This window comes from Streptomyces sp. MI02-7b (assembly GCF_033793585.1).
Classification (GTDB): domain Bacteria; phylum Actinomycetota; class Actinomycetes; order Streptomycetales; family Streptomycetaceae; genus Actinacidiphila.
Genome location: NZ_JARAWX010000019.1, coordinates 57,408 through 71,642, shown reverse-complemented (window position 1 = coordinate 71,642; position 14,235 = coordinate 57,408). Strand labels below are relative to the sequence as shown.

Sequence of the window (14,235 nt, the reverse complement as noted above, 5' to 3'; positions counted from 1 at the left end):
GCACACATCCATGAGCACGTCCGCGAACACCACCGCCGGTTTCACCATGCCGGGCCCGCCCCACCCCGCCCCGGCCACGCGCGCCCGGCGCCACGGTGCCGTTCCCGGGCTGAGACACCGTCCGGCCGTTCCCGCCGACCCGGAGAAGGCCGCGGAGATCGACCGGAGGGTGGAGACCTGGGCCCGCGCGCTGGACCTCTTCCCTCCGGAATGGACCGGGGACTTCGCACAGTTCCAGTGCGGCCGTGCGGTGACCCTGCAGCACCCCGCGGCGGCCGACCTGGAACGCCTCACGGTCGCCGGCAAGCTGCTGCTCGCCGAGAACATCGTCGACAGCTGCTACTGCGAGGAGGACGAGGGCAGGGGCGCCTCCCGGCGCCACCTGGGCGGCAGGCTGGTCGTGGCGCAGTCCGCCCTCGACCCCCTCCACAGCACGCCGGAGCACGAGGCGCAGTGGCGGAGGGCGGTCGAGGCCGAGGACCCGCTGCGCGCCTACCACCACGCGCTCCAGGACTACGCCGCCCTGGCCAGCCCCAGTCAGACCACCAGGTTCGTGCACGACGTCGCCCGGCTGCACCTGGGCTACCTCGCCGAAGCCTCCTGGGCGCACACGCGGCACATGCCGCAGGTCTGGGAGTACCTGGTGATGCGGCAGTTCAACAACTTCCGCCCCTGTCTGTCGATCGTCGACGCCGTCGACGGCTACGAACTGCCCGAGGCGCTCTACGCCCGTCCCGAGATCCAGCGGATCACGGCACTGGCCTGCAACGCCACGACGATCGTCAACGACCTGTACTCCTTCACCAAGGAGCTGGCCAGCGATCCCGACCATCTCAACCTGCCCCAAGTGGTCGCCGCCAACGAGCAGTGCGGCCTGAAGGCCGCGTACCTCAGGAGCGTCGAGATCCACAACCAGATCATGGAGGCGTTCGAGACGGAGTCCGCGGTGGTGTCCGCCGCCTCGCCGCTGATCGAGCGCTACGCCCGGGGTCTGGCCGACTGGGTGTCCGGCAACCACGAGTGGCACGCCACCAACACCCACCGCTACCACCTGCCGCAGTACTGGTAAGTCCGGTCCGCTGCACGGCCTCTGACCGCCAGACGACCGGCAGCCGACCGACCATCGGATGTCCCAGAGCAAGGAGTCACCGTTGACCACTGTGCACGCCGGCCCCACGTCCGTTCCGGTTCCGACGCAGTCCACCTACCAGAACCGCGTAGCGGACTACTGGAACGCCGAGGAGAACCCGGTCAATCTCGAGCTCGGCAAGCTCGACGATCTGTACCACCACCACTACGGCGTGGGCGACGCGGACAGGTCGGTACTGGACGAGACGGACCCGGACCTGCGCCGCGCGCTCATCACCCGCGAGCTGCACCGGCTGGAACAGGCCCAGGCGGAACTCCTCGCCTCCCACCTCGGACCGCTCTCACCGGACGACCGGGCCTTCGACGCCGGGTGCGGGCGGGGCGGCGGCAGCGTCGTCACGCACCAGCGGTACGGGTGCCACACCGACGGCGTGACCATCTCGGCCAAGCAGGCGGACTTCGCCAACGACCAGGCCCGGCGGCGCGGCATCGACGCCAAGGTCCGGTACCACCACCGCAACATGCTCGACACCGGCCTCACCACCGGCGGCTACGCGGCCTCGTGGAACAACGAGTCCACCATGTACGTCGAACTGGACCTGCTGTTCGCGGAGCACGCCCGGCTGCTGCGCCGCGGAGGGCGCTACGTGGTGATCACCGGCTGCTACAACGACACCTACGGGCGCGCGTCCCGCGAGGTGTCCCTCATCAACGCCCACTACATCTGCGACATCCACCCCCGCTCGGAGTACTTCCGGGCCATGGCACGCCACCGCCTGGTCCCGGTCCACGTCGAGGACCTGACTTCCGCCGCCCTCCCGTACTGGGAACTGCGCAGTGAGGCCGACCACTTGGTCACGGGGATCGAGGAGGCGTTCGTGACGGCCTACAAGAACGGCAGCTTCCAGTACCTGATGATCGTCGCCGACCGCGTCTGACCCGAGGGCCGGACGATGGCCGTCGTTGACCCGCCGCGGCGCGGCGGGTCAACGACGGCCGCGGCGGCGCGCGCCGCCGCGGATGAGCTGCTGGGCCGCGAGGTGCCCCGAGCCGCCGCCGAGTCCGGGGCCGGGGTGGGTGGAGGAGCCGATGTGCCACAGCCCCGGTACCGGCGTGGCGTGCCGGGGCGCGCTGGGCAGCGGGCGCCACAGCAGACTCTGGTCGAGCTCGGCCGAGCCCCCGTAGGGGTCGCCGGCCACCGCGTTGGGGTTGTACGCGGCCAGGTCGGCGGGGGTGACGGCGTCCCAGGCGAGCACTTTGCCTGGCAGATCGGGCGCGTGCCGGGCCACGCGGGCCAGCACCCGGTCCACGTACCCCTCGGTCAGCGCCTTCGTCCAGCCGCCGGTGACGTCCAGTTCACCGGCCGCGTCGCCGGCCGGGGCCCAGGGCACTTCCTGGAGCTGGATCCACAGGGCCGCGGCTCCCCGCGGCACCCGTGACGGGTCCAGGACGTACTGCTGGCCGACGACCACCGTGGGCCTGCGCGGCAGCAGGCCGGCCTCGGCCTCCGCGCACGCGATCCCGGTGCTCGCCGATCCGTCGCTCAGGTGCAGCAGCGGCACCCCCGCCAGGCGGTCGTCGTGCCAGCCGGGCGGGGCGGAGAGCGCGACGTGGACCTGCATCGCGGCGCGCCCGTACCGGAAACGCCGCGCCTGGCCGCGGACCGCGGGCGGCAGCGGGACGTCCTGCGGGAGCAGTTCCCCGTACAGCGCCGTCGGGGTCACCGAAGCGAGGACGGCGCGGCGGGCGTGGATGGTCTCCCCGCCGCTGATCACACCGGTGACCCGGCCGCCGGTGACGAGCAGCCGTTCCACCGGTTGCCGGGTGCGGACGTCCACGCCCAGGTCGCCGAGCAGCGCCTCGAAGGCCCGGACGAGATTGCCGGCACCGCCCGCTACGACGGGCACACCGAAGCCGTGCAGCGACGCGGCCAGCACGGGCACGAGCAGGCCGCCGCCGGCATGGTCCGGGGACAGGCCGGCGTGCAGCAGCCACGGCACCCACAGGAGGTCCGCCTCGTCGCCGCGGAACGTGCTGCGGCAGTACGAGCGGCCGCTGGTGAGCGTGGCGCGCAGCCAGGCCTCGGTGCCGGTGAACCGCTCCCGGCGCAGCAGCTTCACGATGTTCTTCAGCATCGCCGGCGAGCGGGGATCACCACCCAGCATGCCGCCGATGGCCTCGGCGTTGTCGAGGAACCGCCGCAGCATGGCGAGGTAGGCGGCCTTGTCCTCGGCGTGCGCGAACACCTCCGCCGTGGCGCCGGCGTCCCGGTGGGCCAGGACGACGCGGCCGTCGTCGGCGACGGTGCCCGTGACGAGGCCGTCGGTGTTGCGGTACTCCAGGCCGTGCCGGTGCAGGTCCTCGCCGAGGGCGGCGTAGGCCGCCCCCGACACGAAGAGCGGCTGCCACGACGCATAGGTGTCGTGCAGGAAGCCGGGCAGGGTCCGCTCCTCGGTGGCGAGGAACCCGCCCAGCCGCTCCCCCCGTTCGACAAGGGCCACCGACCAGCCGTCCTTGGCCAGTTCGGCAGCGGCGACCAGGCCGTTCACACCGGAACCGACGACGACGGCATCGACCGTGCGGGGCATCAGTGCTCCTCGGGTTCGTCGCTCGAACAGGGGCAGCCGCTCACTGCCCGTCCTCCAGCGTGCACGCCGCGCTGCGGGGCCGCACCCGGAGACCGGGCCCGCGTGTCCCGCCGCGGACCCGCGTCCGGGACGTCCGCGCAAGAAGCGCGGACAGGCGCGCATGGTCCACCGGCCGGTGCCGCCCGTAGCGTCTGCGGAGGAGCGGGGCGCGCCAAGCCCCGCTCCTCCGCGTCAGGCGCCCGGCGCCGGCCCCCTGAGATCCCGTTTCCCGAAAGCCGATCGATGACCACTACAGACAACAGCACGCCCACGATCCTCCTGGTCCACGGCGCCTGGCACGGTGCCTGGTGCTGGGAGGCGCTCGTTCCCGAGCTCACCGCGCTCGGATGGCGCGTGGCCACCGTGGACCTGCCGAGCGCCTCCGCCGACCCCGCGGACAACGCCGGGATGTACGACGACGCGCGCGCCGTCCGGGAACGCCTCGCGGCGCTCGACGGCCCGGTGACGGTGCTGGCGCACTCCTACGGCGGCCTGCCCGTCACCGAGGCCGTCGCGCAGGCGCCCCATGTCTCCCGCCTGGTGTACCTGGCCGCCTTCCTGCTCGACGAGGGCGTCTCGCTCGCCGGGCTGAGCGACGGGCAGATCCCCTCCGGCGACAGCGGCAGCGTGCCCCTGCCCGGCGAGCCGGGGGACATCCTCTACGGTGGCGTCGCCCCGGAGGACGCCGACCGCGCCGTGGCCCGCCTGGTGCCGCAGAGCCTGAAGTCCTTCAGCGAGCCGCTCACGGCCGCCGGGTGGAAGACGGTGCCCTGCAGCTACATCGTCTGCGAGGACGACAAGGCCCTGGCTCCGGCCTTCCAGGAGACGATGGCCCTGCGCGCCGAGCGGTCGTACCGCCGGGCGTGGAGTCACTCCCCCTTCCTCTCGGCGCCCGCCGAGCTGGCCGCACTGATCACGGCCGACGCCGACCGCTGACCGGTGCCCGACGGTCCGCGGGTCTCGGCCGTCCCGATACCGGCGACCGCGGCGAGCAGGATCGAGGTGCCCAGCACGGTCGCGGGCGCCGGCCGCTCGCCGAGGGCCGCGATCGCGACCACGGCGGCCGAGACGGGCTCGATGAGGGCGATCACCGAGACCGTGGCCGGCCGCAGGACCGCCGCGCCCGCGAAGTACAGCCCGTACGCGAGCGCGGTGGGCACCGCGGCGACGTACAGCAGCAGCGGCAGCGCGACGTTCAGCGCGTCCTGGCGCGGCAGCGGTCCCTCGGCCACGGCGAACGGCAGCACCGCCGCGGCGCACACCGCGAAGGACCACAGCGACACCGTCGCCGGGTCCTCGGCCTCACCGCGGCGGGCGGCCTGCCGGGTCAGCAGGGTGACGGCGGCGTAGCCAGCCCCGGAGGCCAGCGCGAGGGCGACGCCCGCCGGGCGCACCGTCGCGTCGCCGCCTCCGCCCAGAACGATGACGGCCAGCCCGGCCAGGGCCGCGCCGACGCCCCACGCGCCGCCGCGGCCGAGGCGTTCGCCGGTCCACAGCCACCCGCCGAGGGCGATGAGCACGGGCCCGGATCCGAGGGTGACGACCGTGGCGACGGCGAGGCCGGTGGCGGCGACGGCCATGAAGTACGCGGTCTGAAAGGCGGTCAGCCCGAGACCGATGAGCAGGGTGCGCGTGCCGGGGCGGGGCGGCGGAGTCGCGCCCAGGGCCGCGCGGACCGCGAGCAGCAGCACGCAGCCGCCGGCCGAGCGCCAGAAGGTGAGGGCGAAGGGGCCGAGTCCGGTGCTGTCGTACAGCACCGAGGCGACGGCGCCCGCGGTGCCCCATGCGGTGGCGGCGAGGGTGACGTAGAGCAGGCCCCGCCGGACCGGCAGGGCAGGTGACATGGACACGAGGGTGCTCCCGCGGAAGGAATGTGGTGGTCGCGTGCTCCCGTGTGCGGGCAGCGGCCACCTGCCCGGGGACGTGCCCGGGCCGGGTCTTCCGTGGGTGCGCCGTCCGCCTCAGGCGGCGGGCGGCGGGGGGAGAACGGTGTGTCGCATGACGCCGACCCTATAGAAGCCGCGCCTTGTCCTGGGCGGCCCCCGCATCGGCGGCCTCCGCGTCGACCGGCAGCGCGCCGGCCACCACGGTGGTCGCCGCCCGCTTCTTCGCGGTCTGCGCGACAAAGGCGCCCGCGAGGACGAGGACGCCGCCGAGGATCTGCGGCAGTCCCAGGTGCTCGTCGAGCAGGATCCAGGCGAGGATCGTGCCGACGACCGCTTCCAGGCAGGCGACGACTCCGGCGACCTGCGGCGACAGCCGCCGTACCGCGAGCACTCCGGTGAGGTAGGCGACGACGGTGGCCACCAGCACGATCCAGCCGACGAGCAGCAGCGCGGGCACCGACACCTCGCCCATGTCGGCGCGGTGGGTGAGCACGGTCCAGTCCATCTCCCAGGGGCGGGAGGTGACGGTCAGTACGAGGGCGCCGATGAGCAGTCCGTACGCGATGACGGCGACGGGATCGGGCGCGTCCTCGCCGTCGCTGCCGTGGTCGGCCAGGACGAAGTAGCTGACCTGGCAGCAGGCGGCTCCGAAGGCCAGCGCGAGGCCCAGCGGGTCGAAGGCGAGCCCCGACCACACCTCGACCACGGCCGCCATGCCGCCGACGGCGAGCACCACGCCGACGGCCGCGGCCCTGCTGACCGCCTTGCGCTGGACGAAGCGCACCCAGCCGAGCAGCAGCGCGGGGCCGAGGAACTCCACGAGGATCGCGACGCCTACGGGGATGCGGGATATGGCCGCGAAGTAGAACGCCTGCACACCGGCGACGCCGAGCAGCCCGAAGCCGGCCAGCACCGCGGGGCGGCGCAGCAGCAGGGCACGGTGCCGCAGGACGACGGGCAGCATCATGAGCGCGGCGCCGGCGACCCGCAGCCAGACCACGTGCAGCGGGTCCAGCCCGGCCTCGATCAGCGGCTTGGCCGCGACCCCCGAACCACCGAACGCGAACGCCGAGACCAGCGCCAGTCCGAGCCCGGTGTTCCTCCCCTGAGACACATGCATCGGGCCATGATGTCAGCTCACGACAGGACCGTCATCCCAGTAGCGGCTGTCATCCGTCCCGCGCTGGGCCGGCGGTCCCACCGGCGGCCGTCCCGGTGCCACGCCGGCGGCCCGCAGCACCTCCACGGCCCGGCACCCCGGGTCGGCCAGGAGCGCCGCCAGCAGATCGGCGCCGTCGGCCTGCGCCGCACCCCGCTCCTGCGCGCGGGCGACCGCGGCGCCGATCGCGGTCGCGGCGGCCGGGCTCCAGCCGGGGGCGCCGAGGGAGGTGAGCACGGTCAGGTCCCCGGAGTCCTCGACGGCGCCGCGCCACCGCATGCCGTAGCCGATGCTGCGCTGCACCAGGTAGCCCAGGACGCGGGCCACCTGGCCGCCGCCCGCGCCGCCGTCCACGGCCTCGCGGGCCCGCGGGTCGTTCTCCAGCAGCGAGTGGAGCAGGTGCGCGGTGTCGACGCGGTCGTCGCCGTCCCGCACCGCGCGGCGCCGCGCCCCGGCGGTCACCGAGCGCAGCTCCACGGTGAGCCGCAAGTCGTCCCTGTGCACGGTCCCACCCCATCAGTTACGTCGTCGCGCGGCATCGGCGCGCGGAGCCATTCGTCGCTACTCCTCCGGGTGGGCACGTGCGCGGGGCCGGTCCTCCTGAGGGATGACGCCGGACACGTGGCTTCTCAGGGCTGCGCGCCTCAGGGCCAGAGCAGACCGTGCGTCCACCCCTGCGGTGCCGCCGGGTCGCGCAGGTAGCGGAGCCTGATGTGGCCGCCCGCGGGGCCCGCCTGCCAGAACTCGGCCTCGTCGGCGACGAGTCGGTAGACGGTGTGGCCCTCCGGTACGTCCTCGGGCTCGGCGGCGATGTGCTCCGCCGCGCGCCGCCGGGCCTGCTGGTAGGCGGCCGGGCCGTCGAGCGGCGCGCTCATGACGCCGGTGAAGCCCGCCGCCCGGGAGGCCTCGCGACGGCCGAGGAAGTCACGGCGGGCGGTCGCGCGGTCCAGGGTCTCCACCGCCCCGGCCATCCTGATCTGCCGGCCGTGCCGCGGCCAGTACCAGGTGAGGCAGGCGTACGGACGCTCGGACAGGTCGCGCCCCTTGCGACTGGCCGCCTCGGAGGCGAAGTCGAAGGCGCAGCGCTCGATGTCCACGCCACGCAGCATCAGCACCCGGGCCGACGGGCGGCCGTCGGCGCCGGACGTGGCCAGGGTCATGACGTGCGGCTCGGGCACCCCGTCGTCGAGGGCACGGGCCAGCCAGCGGGCGAAGACCGGTCCGGGCGCCGGCCCGGCGGCCGCCGGGTCGAAGCCGGGGAGCGGGCCGGCCAGTACGGGGGCGGCACGCATCCGCTCGCGGAGGGAGTGGGCGGTCACGGGGTCCTGGTCTGCCGCGCCGGGCTCGCCGGCCGGTCCGGGCTTGTCGTCGGTCACCTTCCGATCCTCACACGCCGCCGCCCGGCGCACACGCGGTGCGCCGGGCGGCGGCGGGCCTGTCCCCCTGTCAGGCCGGGAGGTGGAACTGCTGGTTGGTGCCGCCGGCGCAGGTCCAGATCTGCAGCCGTGCCGCGTTGGCCGTCGACTTGTCGGTGACGTCCAGGCACTTGCCGGACGCGGGGTTCACCAGAGTGTCGCCGGAGCCGGGCTGCCACACCTGGGCGCCGGTGCCGTTGCAGTCGTACAGCTGCACCTTGGTGCCGTTGGCGGTGCCTGCGGCGGTGAGGTCCATGCACTTGCCGAGGGCTCGGATGGTGCCGTCGGTGCCCACCGTCCACTGCTGGGCGGTCGTGCCGTTGCAGTCGTACATCTGGACGGCGGTGCCGTTGGCGCTGCTCGCGGCGGCGACGTCGACGCACTTGCCGCCGAGGCCGGTGATCTGGCCGGTGGAGCCGGTGGGCGGCGGGGTGGTGGTGCCGCCGGTCACGGTGTTGAAAATGCTGGAGAACTGCCAGGCGCTCTGCGAGGTGCCGCTGCAGGAGTCGGAGAGCTGGCCGTTGGAGGCGCAGGCCTTGTCGCGGCCGACCGCCCAGAAGGCGAGCTCCTGGATGCCCTTGGACTTGGCGAAGTTGGCGAGCGTGGTGGCGTTGCCGGTGGTGAAGGTCTCGGCGGTGGTGTCGTTGACCCCGATCATCGGGGTGTTGCCCTCCATCGCCCACAGCTGCGCGTCGGTCTTGGTGGTCCAGATCGCGCCGAGCTGGCTGCGCAGCGCGGTGGCGGCGTCGGTGGCGGCCTTGCCCATGTCCATGGCCGGTCCGTAGTCCATCGTCATGATGTTGACGAGGTTGACGTTCAGCCCGTTGCTCTTGGCGTTGTTCAGCAGGCTGATCGAGTTGGACTCCAGGCCGGTCGGGTTGACCGGGAGGGTGTACTGCACATCGAGCTTGCGGCCGGCGGCGGCGTACTCCTGCTGGAGCTGGGCCAGCGCCTTGTTGCGGCGGTCGTTGGCGGCGGTGTTGTCGAGCTGGCCACCCTCGATGTCGAGGTCGATGCGGGTGAGGTTGAGGGCGTCGACGACCTTCTTGTACTGGGCCTTCAGCGAGGCGACGCTCGTACAGGAGACGCCGATCTCGGTGCCGGAGGCGCCGCCGAAGGAGGCGATGACGTCGCCGCCCGCGGACCGCAGGGAGTTGATCGCGGAGGTCCAGCCGGAGTCGGTGACGGGCGTGTCGCCGTTGAACATGGCGTTGCAGCCGCCCCCGTCGATCACGAAGGCGAGCGTGAAGTACTTCAGGCCCGTGGCGTTGCGGGCGTTGGCCATGGCCGAGGGCGAGTTCCAGGTCTCGACGTACGGCGCGGCGTACTGGGCGGGGAAGCCGGGGCCGGGGTTGGCGGCGGCGCTCGCGGAGCCACCGGTGGCGACGACGGCGGTGGCGGCCATCGCGAGGACGGCGGGGACGGCGGCAAGGGCTCTGACGGCGGATTTCAGCACAGGACGACTCCTGTCGTGGGCGCGGTGAGGTGCGCGCTGTGGGGGGTGGTGCGCCGTGGAGACGGCGTGGGGGCCTTGACAGCCGTTCATGTAGATGAACAACACCCCACTACATGAACAGCTGATGGCCGATGACGGTATGGACTAGACCAGCTCCGCGTCAACCCCCTGCGGCCGAGGGAATCCACGGACCGTCAGGGCACCGTCCGGGTCGACGCGGGCACACCGGGGAGCGGGGCCGCCGCCGCCGTGCGAACGGCGGCCCCGCCTCGGCCGGGTCCCTCCTGGCTAGGACCTGTCGTCACATTGGCGCCGGCCGCCCGGAGGGCGGGCCCCGCGCCGTCTGGTGCGGTGCATCGCAAGGCGGAGAGTCGTCCTCGCAGTGGGCTGCTCGGACGATTCGACAACGCAGCGTGGGGGCACCCCCGGCCGAAGGCTGGGGGAGTGCCGTGCCAGGTGACGCGGGGCAAGCGCGAATGAGACGACAGGGCCTAGGGACCCGAGACCAGGTTGGCCACGTTGGTGGAGGAGTTGGACGGACCTCCGGTGTTGTTGATCACGTGGCTGATGGTGCCGGTGCCGCCGAGCGAGACGGTCACCATGTCGTGGAAGCGGACCCCGCTCACGGCCGGCGCCTCGAAGGCGCGGTCGGCGACCACGGACGGGTTGACGTTGAAGTAGCAGTAGCTGCCCAGGCCCCAGGCCTCATGACTGGTGACCGACGGGCCGACCTTGTACGCGTCGTAGCCGCGAACCGAACCGTTCATCCAGGAGGCCTGGTTGGGCGGGTCGTAGGGCATCTCGTTCTGGAAGAAGTACGTGCGGCCGCCGTTGCCGTTCCAGATCACCTGGTGCTGCTGGTAGTGCTCGACGAACAGTCCGTACATCGTCACGTTCGTGCCGTTGACGATCAGGCCGTTGGCGGCGGTGTTGCTGGTCCAGCCCACCCCGCTGCCGTGGTCGGCGCGCCACAGCCACATGTGGTCGCCGATGACGTCCGAGCTGTTGACCACCAGGCTCTGCGCGGCCTTGCCGACGCCCGCGCCGCCGATGCGGAAGAACACGTCGTGCAGCGAGGTCGGGTCGGCGGTGTGCCGCGCGGCCGAGCCGGCCGGGCCGACCTGCATCAGCGTCTGCGAGCTGGTGGTGCCGGCGTCGATCAGCAGCCCCGCGATCTTCACGCCGTCCGCGTCGGCCACGTTGACCGCCGTGATGCCGTTGTCCGGGACGATGGTCGCCAGGCCCAGGCCCAGCACCACGGTGTCGGCGCGGTTGATGTTGAGCGTCTGGTTGAGGTGGTAGACACCGGGCGTGAACAGCAGGTTCTTGCCCTGGGCCAGCGCGCCGTTGATGTCGGTCGCGGTGGCACCGGGCTTCACGACGAAGAACTCGTCGATCGACAGCGAACTGCCGGCCGGGGTGCCCCCCGCCCAGGTCGTGCCCTGGCTGTTGGTGCGCAGTGCCGGGACGAAGACCTTGTAGGCGCCGGCCGAGTCCACGTACAGGAACGGCTTCTCACGGGTCACCGGGGACTGCGCGACCGTGGTGTACGGCGGGCTCGGGAAGGTGTTCGCGGGGGCGTTGACGTCACCGACGAAGACCATGTTCCAGTTGGAGCCGCTCCAGCTGCCCCACTGGCTGTTGCGCGACAGCCACTGCTGCTGGGAACCGGAGCGCACCTGGCCGTCGATCTTGGAGTCGGCGATGAGACCGCCGCTTGACCAGCCGCCGTCGTCCAGCTGAAGGTTGCCGCGGACGTGCATGCGCCGGTAGGGGGCCGCCTGGGAGACCGCCCAGCGGTCGGTGCCGCCGGTCGGGTTGACGGACAGGTTCTCGGCGGAGCGCCAGAAGTTCTGGGTGGCGTTGCCCTGGAACCAGTCGGCCTCCGCGTGGACCGCGCCGTTGATCGTCACGTCGTCCGGGGACAGGCCGAGGCCCGCGACCTGGGTGTAGAAGCCGACGTTGGCGTCCACGTTGTAGCTGCCCGGCTTGAACAGCAGGGCGTAGCGCTGGGCGCCGAACTGGTTGGACTCCTGCTGCCCGAAGACCTGGTTGAGCCGGCCCTGGATGGATGCCGACGACATCGACGGGTCGAAGACGGAGACGTTGGGGCCCAGGTCGGGGGTACCGGGCGGGTTCTGCGGCGCGTCCGTCGAGCCGAGGCTGAAGGACTGGGCGGCGGTGCCGTTGCAGGTGTACTGCTGGACGCGGGCGCCGTCTGCGGTCGAGGCGGAGGGCACGTCGAGGCACTTGCCGCTGTTGCGGTTGACGAAGTGGTAGGTGCCGCCGGCCTCCTCCACCGGCAGCCACTGCTGGTTGGCGCCGCTCGAGTACGACCACAGCTGCACCGGTGCGCCGTCGGCGGTGGAGACGTCGGTGACGTCCCACGACTTGGTCGCGTCGTTGCGGTTGTTGACCCGCACGTATCCGTCGCTCGTCGCCTGGAACTGCCACTGCTGCGCGGTGGTGCCGTTGCAGGCGTACTGCTGCACGGCCGTCCCGTTCGCGGTGGCCGCGGCGGCCGCGTCGACGCACTTCCCGCTGTGCTTGGCCGCGACCGTGACCCAGCCGGTGGGCACTGCGGCCTGCGCCTGGGGGGCGAGCGCGACGGCGGACAGGCCCGAGGTGAACAGCGCGCCCAGCGCGAGCGGTATGACGCGACGCCGGATCCGGCCGCGGCCGGGGGCGTCCGGAGACGGTGCTCCAAGGGATCTCATGGATGCTCCTGTGCCGCGCGGGGCGCGGCGCCGTGGGGGGGCGGGCATGCCGAAGCGAGCGTCGGCATGCAGGAGTGTGAAGAGGTGGTACGAGGTTCACCGGACGGTGGGCGTCCGGTGCCGACGGCGGCTCAAAGGTCTGGACAACCTTTCTTCACGGCGTGAAGTTAGGCTCATGGAGGGGACACGTCAAGAGGTGCCGCTACGGATTCCGAACTCCCCCCGGTCCGTGGTAAACCCTCAACTCACCGTGCCCGCACGGTGTTTGAGCAGCCCGAACACCGGGCATCCGGGTGGGCTCCCGACGACTGCCGCGGAGACACGCCGATCAACAGGTGAACACGGGCCCCTCGCACCGGCCTCCCGCGCCGCTCCGGACCCGCGACCAGAACCGCCTCGACTGGTCTGTACCAAAGCCTTGACGGCACCCTTCCTTCACTCCTTAAATCACATCGTTGACAAAGGTCTCCCCCACGGACTCCCCCCAACGCACCACGGTTCACCGCCCGTTCAACGCCCTTCACCCTCACCGGCGCCCCATCCACCCCCGCCGACACGGGAAGGACCACTCCCCCCATGACCGCTCTCACCACCGCCGCCCGGCGCGCCGCCGGCCGCCTCCTCCTCCTGTTCGCCGTCCTCCTGGGCATCACCGCCGCCCCGGCCGTCGCCGGCCCCGGCGCCGCGGCGGCCACGCCCTTCAAGGTGATCGCCTTCTACAACGGCACCTACGACGCGGCCCACATCAACTTCGTCGGCGAGGCCAACCGCTGGTTCCCGCAGCAGGCCGCCGCCAACGGCTTCACGTACACCTCGACGAACAACTGGAACCTGCTGGCCGACAGCAACGCGCTGAAGCAGTACCAGGTCGTCCTCTTCCTCGACGACGCCCCGCAGACCGCCGCCCAGCGCTCGGGCTTCGAGGCCTACATGCGCGGCGGCGGCGCCTGGCTGGGCTTCCACGTCTCGGCGTTCACCACCAGCGCGCAGAGCTGGCCGTGGTACTACAACCAGTTCCTGGGCAGCGGCAACTTCAACTCCAACACCTGGGGCCCCACCACCGCCGTGCTGCGCGTCGAGGACCGCACGCACCCCTCCACCAGCCACCTGCCCGCGACGTTCACCTCGGCGGTGAGCGAGTGGTACAGCTGGAGCAACGACCTGCGCACCAACCCGGACATCGACATCCTGGCGTCCGTCGACCCGGTGAGCTTCCCCCTGGGCACCGACCCCAACCAGTCCTGGTACAGCGGCTACTACCCGATCCTGTGGACCAACACCAAGTACCGGATGCTGTACGCCAACTTCGGCCACAACGCGATGAACTACGACACCAACACCGGACTGTCGTCGACCTTCGCGAGCGCCACCCAGAACACCTTCCTGCTCGACGGCCTCAAGTGGCTCGGCACCGGTTCGACCGGCGACCCCAACCCGCCGACCGACTCGGTGCCCAGCGGCTGGGCGACGGTCGCCGCCAAGCACAGCGGGAAGTGCGTCGACGCGGCCGCCGCGGCCACCGCCAACGGCACGGCCGTGCAGCAGTACGCCTGCAACGGCACCACCGCGCAGGACTGGCGGTTCCAGCCCACCTCCGGCGGCTACTACCGGGTCGACAACCGCAACGACGCGACCAAGTCGTGGGACGTCACCGACGTCTCCACCGCCGACGCCGCCAAGATCCAGCTCTGGTCGTACTCGGGCGGCGCCAACCAGCAGTGGCTGCCGGTCGCCGAGACCGGCGGCACCTTCCACTTCGTCAACCGCAACAGCGGCAAGTGCCTCGACGTGCCCTCGGCGTCCACCGCGGACGCCGCGCGCATCCAGCAGTACACCTGCAACGGCACCGCCGCCCAGTCGTTCCAGCTCACCGCCCGGTCCTGACA

At 72.3% G+C, this 14,235-nt stretch carries 11 protein-coding genes; 4 read left to right on the top strand and 7 right to left on the bottom strand.

Features of this window, described 5'->3' with window-relative positions; translation table 11 throughout:
* Positions 1-10 precede the first annotated feature (10 nt).
* The gene (locus PV364_RS28065) at positions 11-1,069 is read left to right on the top strand and encodes a family 2 encapsulin nanocompartment cargo protein terpene cyclase (RefSeq protein WP_319663152.1); all 1,059 of its coding nucleotides are present in this window, start codon (positions 11-13) and stop codon (positions 1,067-1,069) included.
* Positions 1,070-1,151: 82 nt separating this feature from the next.
* Positions 1,152-2,027 carry a geranyl diphosphate 2-C-methyltransferase gene (locus PV364_RS28060; protein WP_415924616.1) on the top strand — a complete coding sequence of 292 codons (876 nt, stop codon included), beginning with the start codon at positions 1,152-1,154 and terminating at the stop codon, positions 2,025-2,027.
* A 48-nt stretch (positions 2,028-2,075) separates the two neighbouring features.
* On the opposite strand, the gene PV364_RS28055 is transcribed toward PV364_RS28060, so the two are convergent.
* Positions 2,076-3,677 (bottom strand): NAD(P)/FAD-dependent oxidoreductase, encoded by a 1,602-nt coding sequence (locus tag PV364_RS28055; protein WP_319663150.1) that lies wholly within the window; start codon positions 3,675-3,677, stop codon positions 2,076-2,078.
* 282 nt (positions 3,678-3,959) lie between these two features.
* Here PV364_RS28055 and PV364_RS28050 point away from each other — a divergent pair, with 282 nt between their 5' ends.
* Positions 3,960-4,652 carry an alpha/beta fold hydrolase gene (locus tag PV364_RS28050; RefSeq protein WP_319663149.1) on the top strand — a complete coding sequence of 231 codons (693 nt, stop codon included), beginning with the start codon at positions 3,960-3,962 and terminating at the stop codon, positions 4,650-4,652.
* Here the strand turns inward: PV364_RS28050 and PV364_RS28045 are convergent.
* The 6 genes from PV364_RS28045 to PV364_RS28020 all read right to left on the bottom strand — a co-directional run bounded on the left by PV364_RS28045 (position 4,586) and on the right by PV364_RS28020 (position 12,349).
* Entirely contained in the window at positions 4,586-5,560 is a 975-nt protein-coding gene (locus PV364_RS28045; protein WP_319663148.1) for a DMT family transporter, read from the bottom strand. The two genes, PV364_RS28050 and PV364_RS28045, sit on opposite strands and share 67 nt — an antisense overlap.
* 166 nt (positions 5,561-5,726) lie before the next feature.
* A complete protein-coding gene (locus tag PV364_RS28040; RefSeq protein ID WP_319663147.1) occupies positions 5,727-6,722 on the bottom strand; it encodes an EamA family transporter in 996 nt (331 codons plus the stop codon).
* Positions 6,723-6,734: 12 nt separating this feature from the next.
* Positions 6,735-7,265, bottom strand: a complete 531-nt coding sequence (locus tag PV364_RS28035; RefSeq protein ID WP_319663146.1) for a Clp protease N-terminal domain-containing protein — start codon at positions 7,263-7,265, stop codon at positions 6,735-6,737.
* 140 nt (positions 7,266-7,405) lie between these two features.
* A complete protein-coding gene (locus PV364_RS28030; RefSeq protein ID WP_319663145.1) occupies positions 7,406-8,137 on the bottom strand; it encodes a pyridoxal 5'-phosphate synthase in 732 nt (243 codons plus the stop codon).
* 70 nt (positions 8,138-8,207) lie between these two features.
* The gene (locus PV364_RS28025; RefSeq protein ID WP_319663144.1) at positions 8,208-9,632 is read right to left on the bottom strand and encodes a ricin-type beta-trefoil lectin domain protein; all 1,425 of its coding nucleotides are present in this window, start codon (positions 9,630-9,632) and stop codon (positions 8,208-8,210) included.
* Between the two features lie 491 nt (positions 9,633-10,123).
* Positions 10,124-12,349 carry an RICIN domain-containing protein gene (locus PV364_RS28020; RefSeq protein ID WP_319663142.1) on the bottom strand — a complete coding sequence of 742 codons (2,226 nt, stop codon included), beginning with the start codon at positions 12,347-12,349 and terminating at the stop codon, positions 10,124-10,126.
* A 576-nt stretch (positions 12,350-12,925) separates the two neighbouring features.
* On the opposite strand from PV364_RS28020, the gene PV364_RS28015 reads away from it, so the two are divergent.
* Complete coding sequence (locus tag PV364_RS28015) at positions 12,926-14,233, top strand: RICIN domain-containing protein (protein WP_319663141.1); 1,308 nt, start codon at positions 12,926-12,928, stop codon at positions 14,231-14,233.
* Positions 14,234-14,235 lie beyond the last annotated feature (2 nt).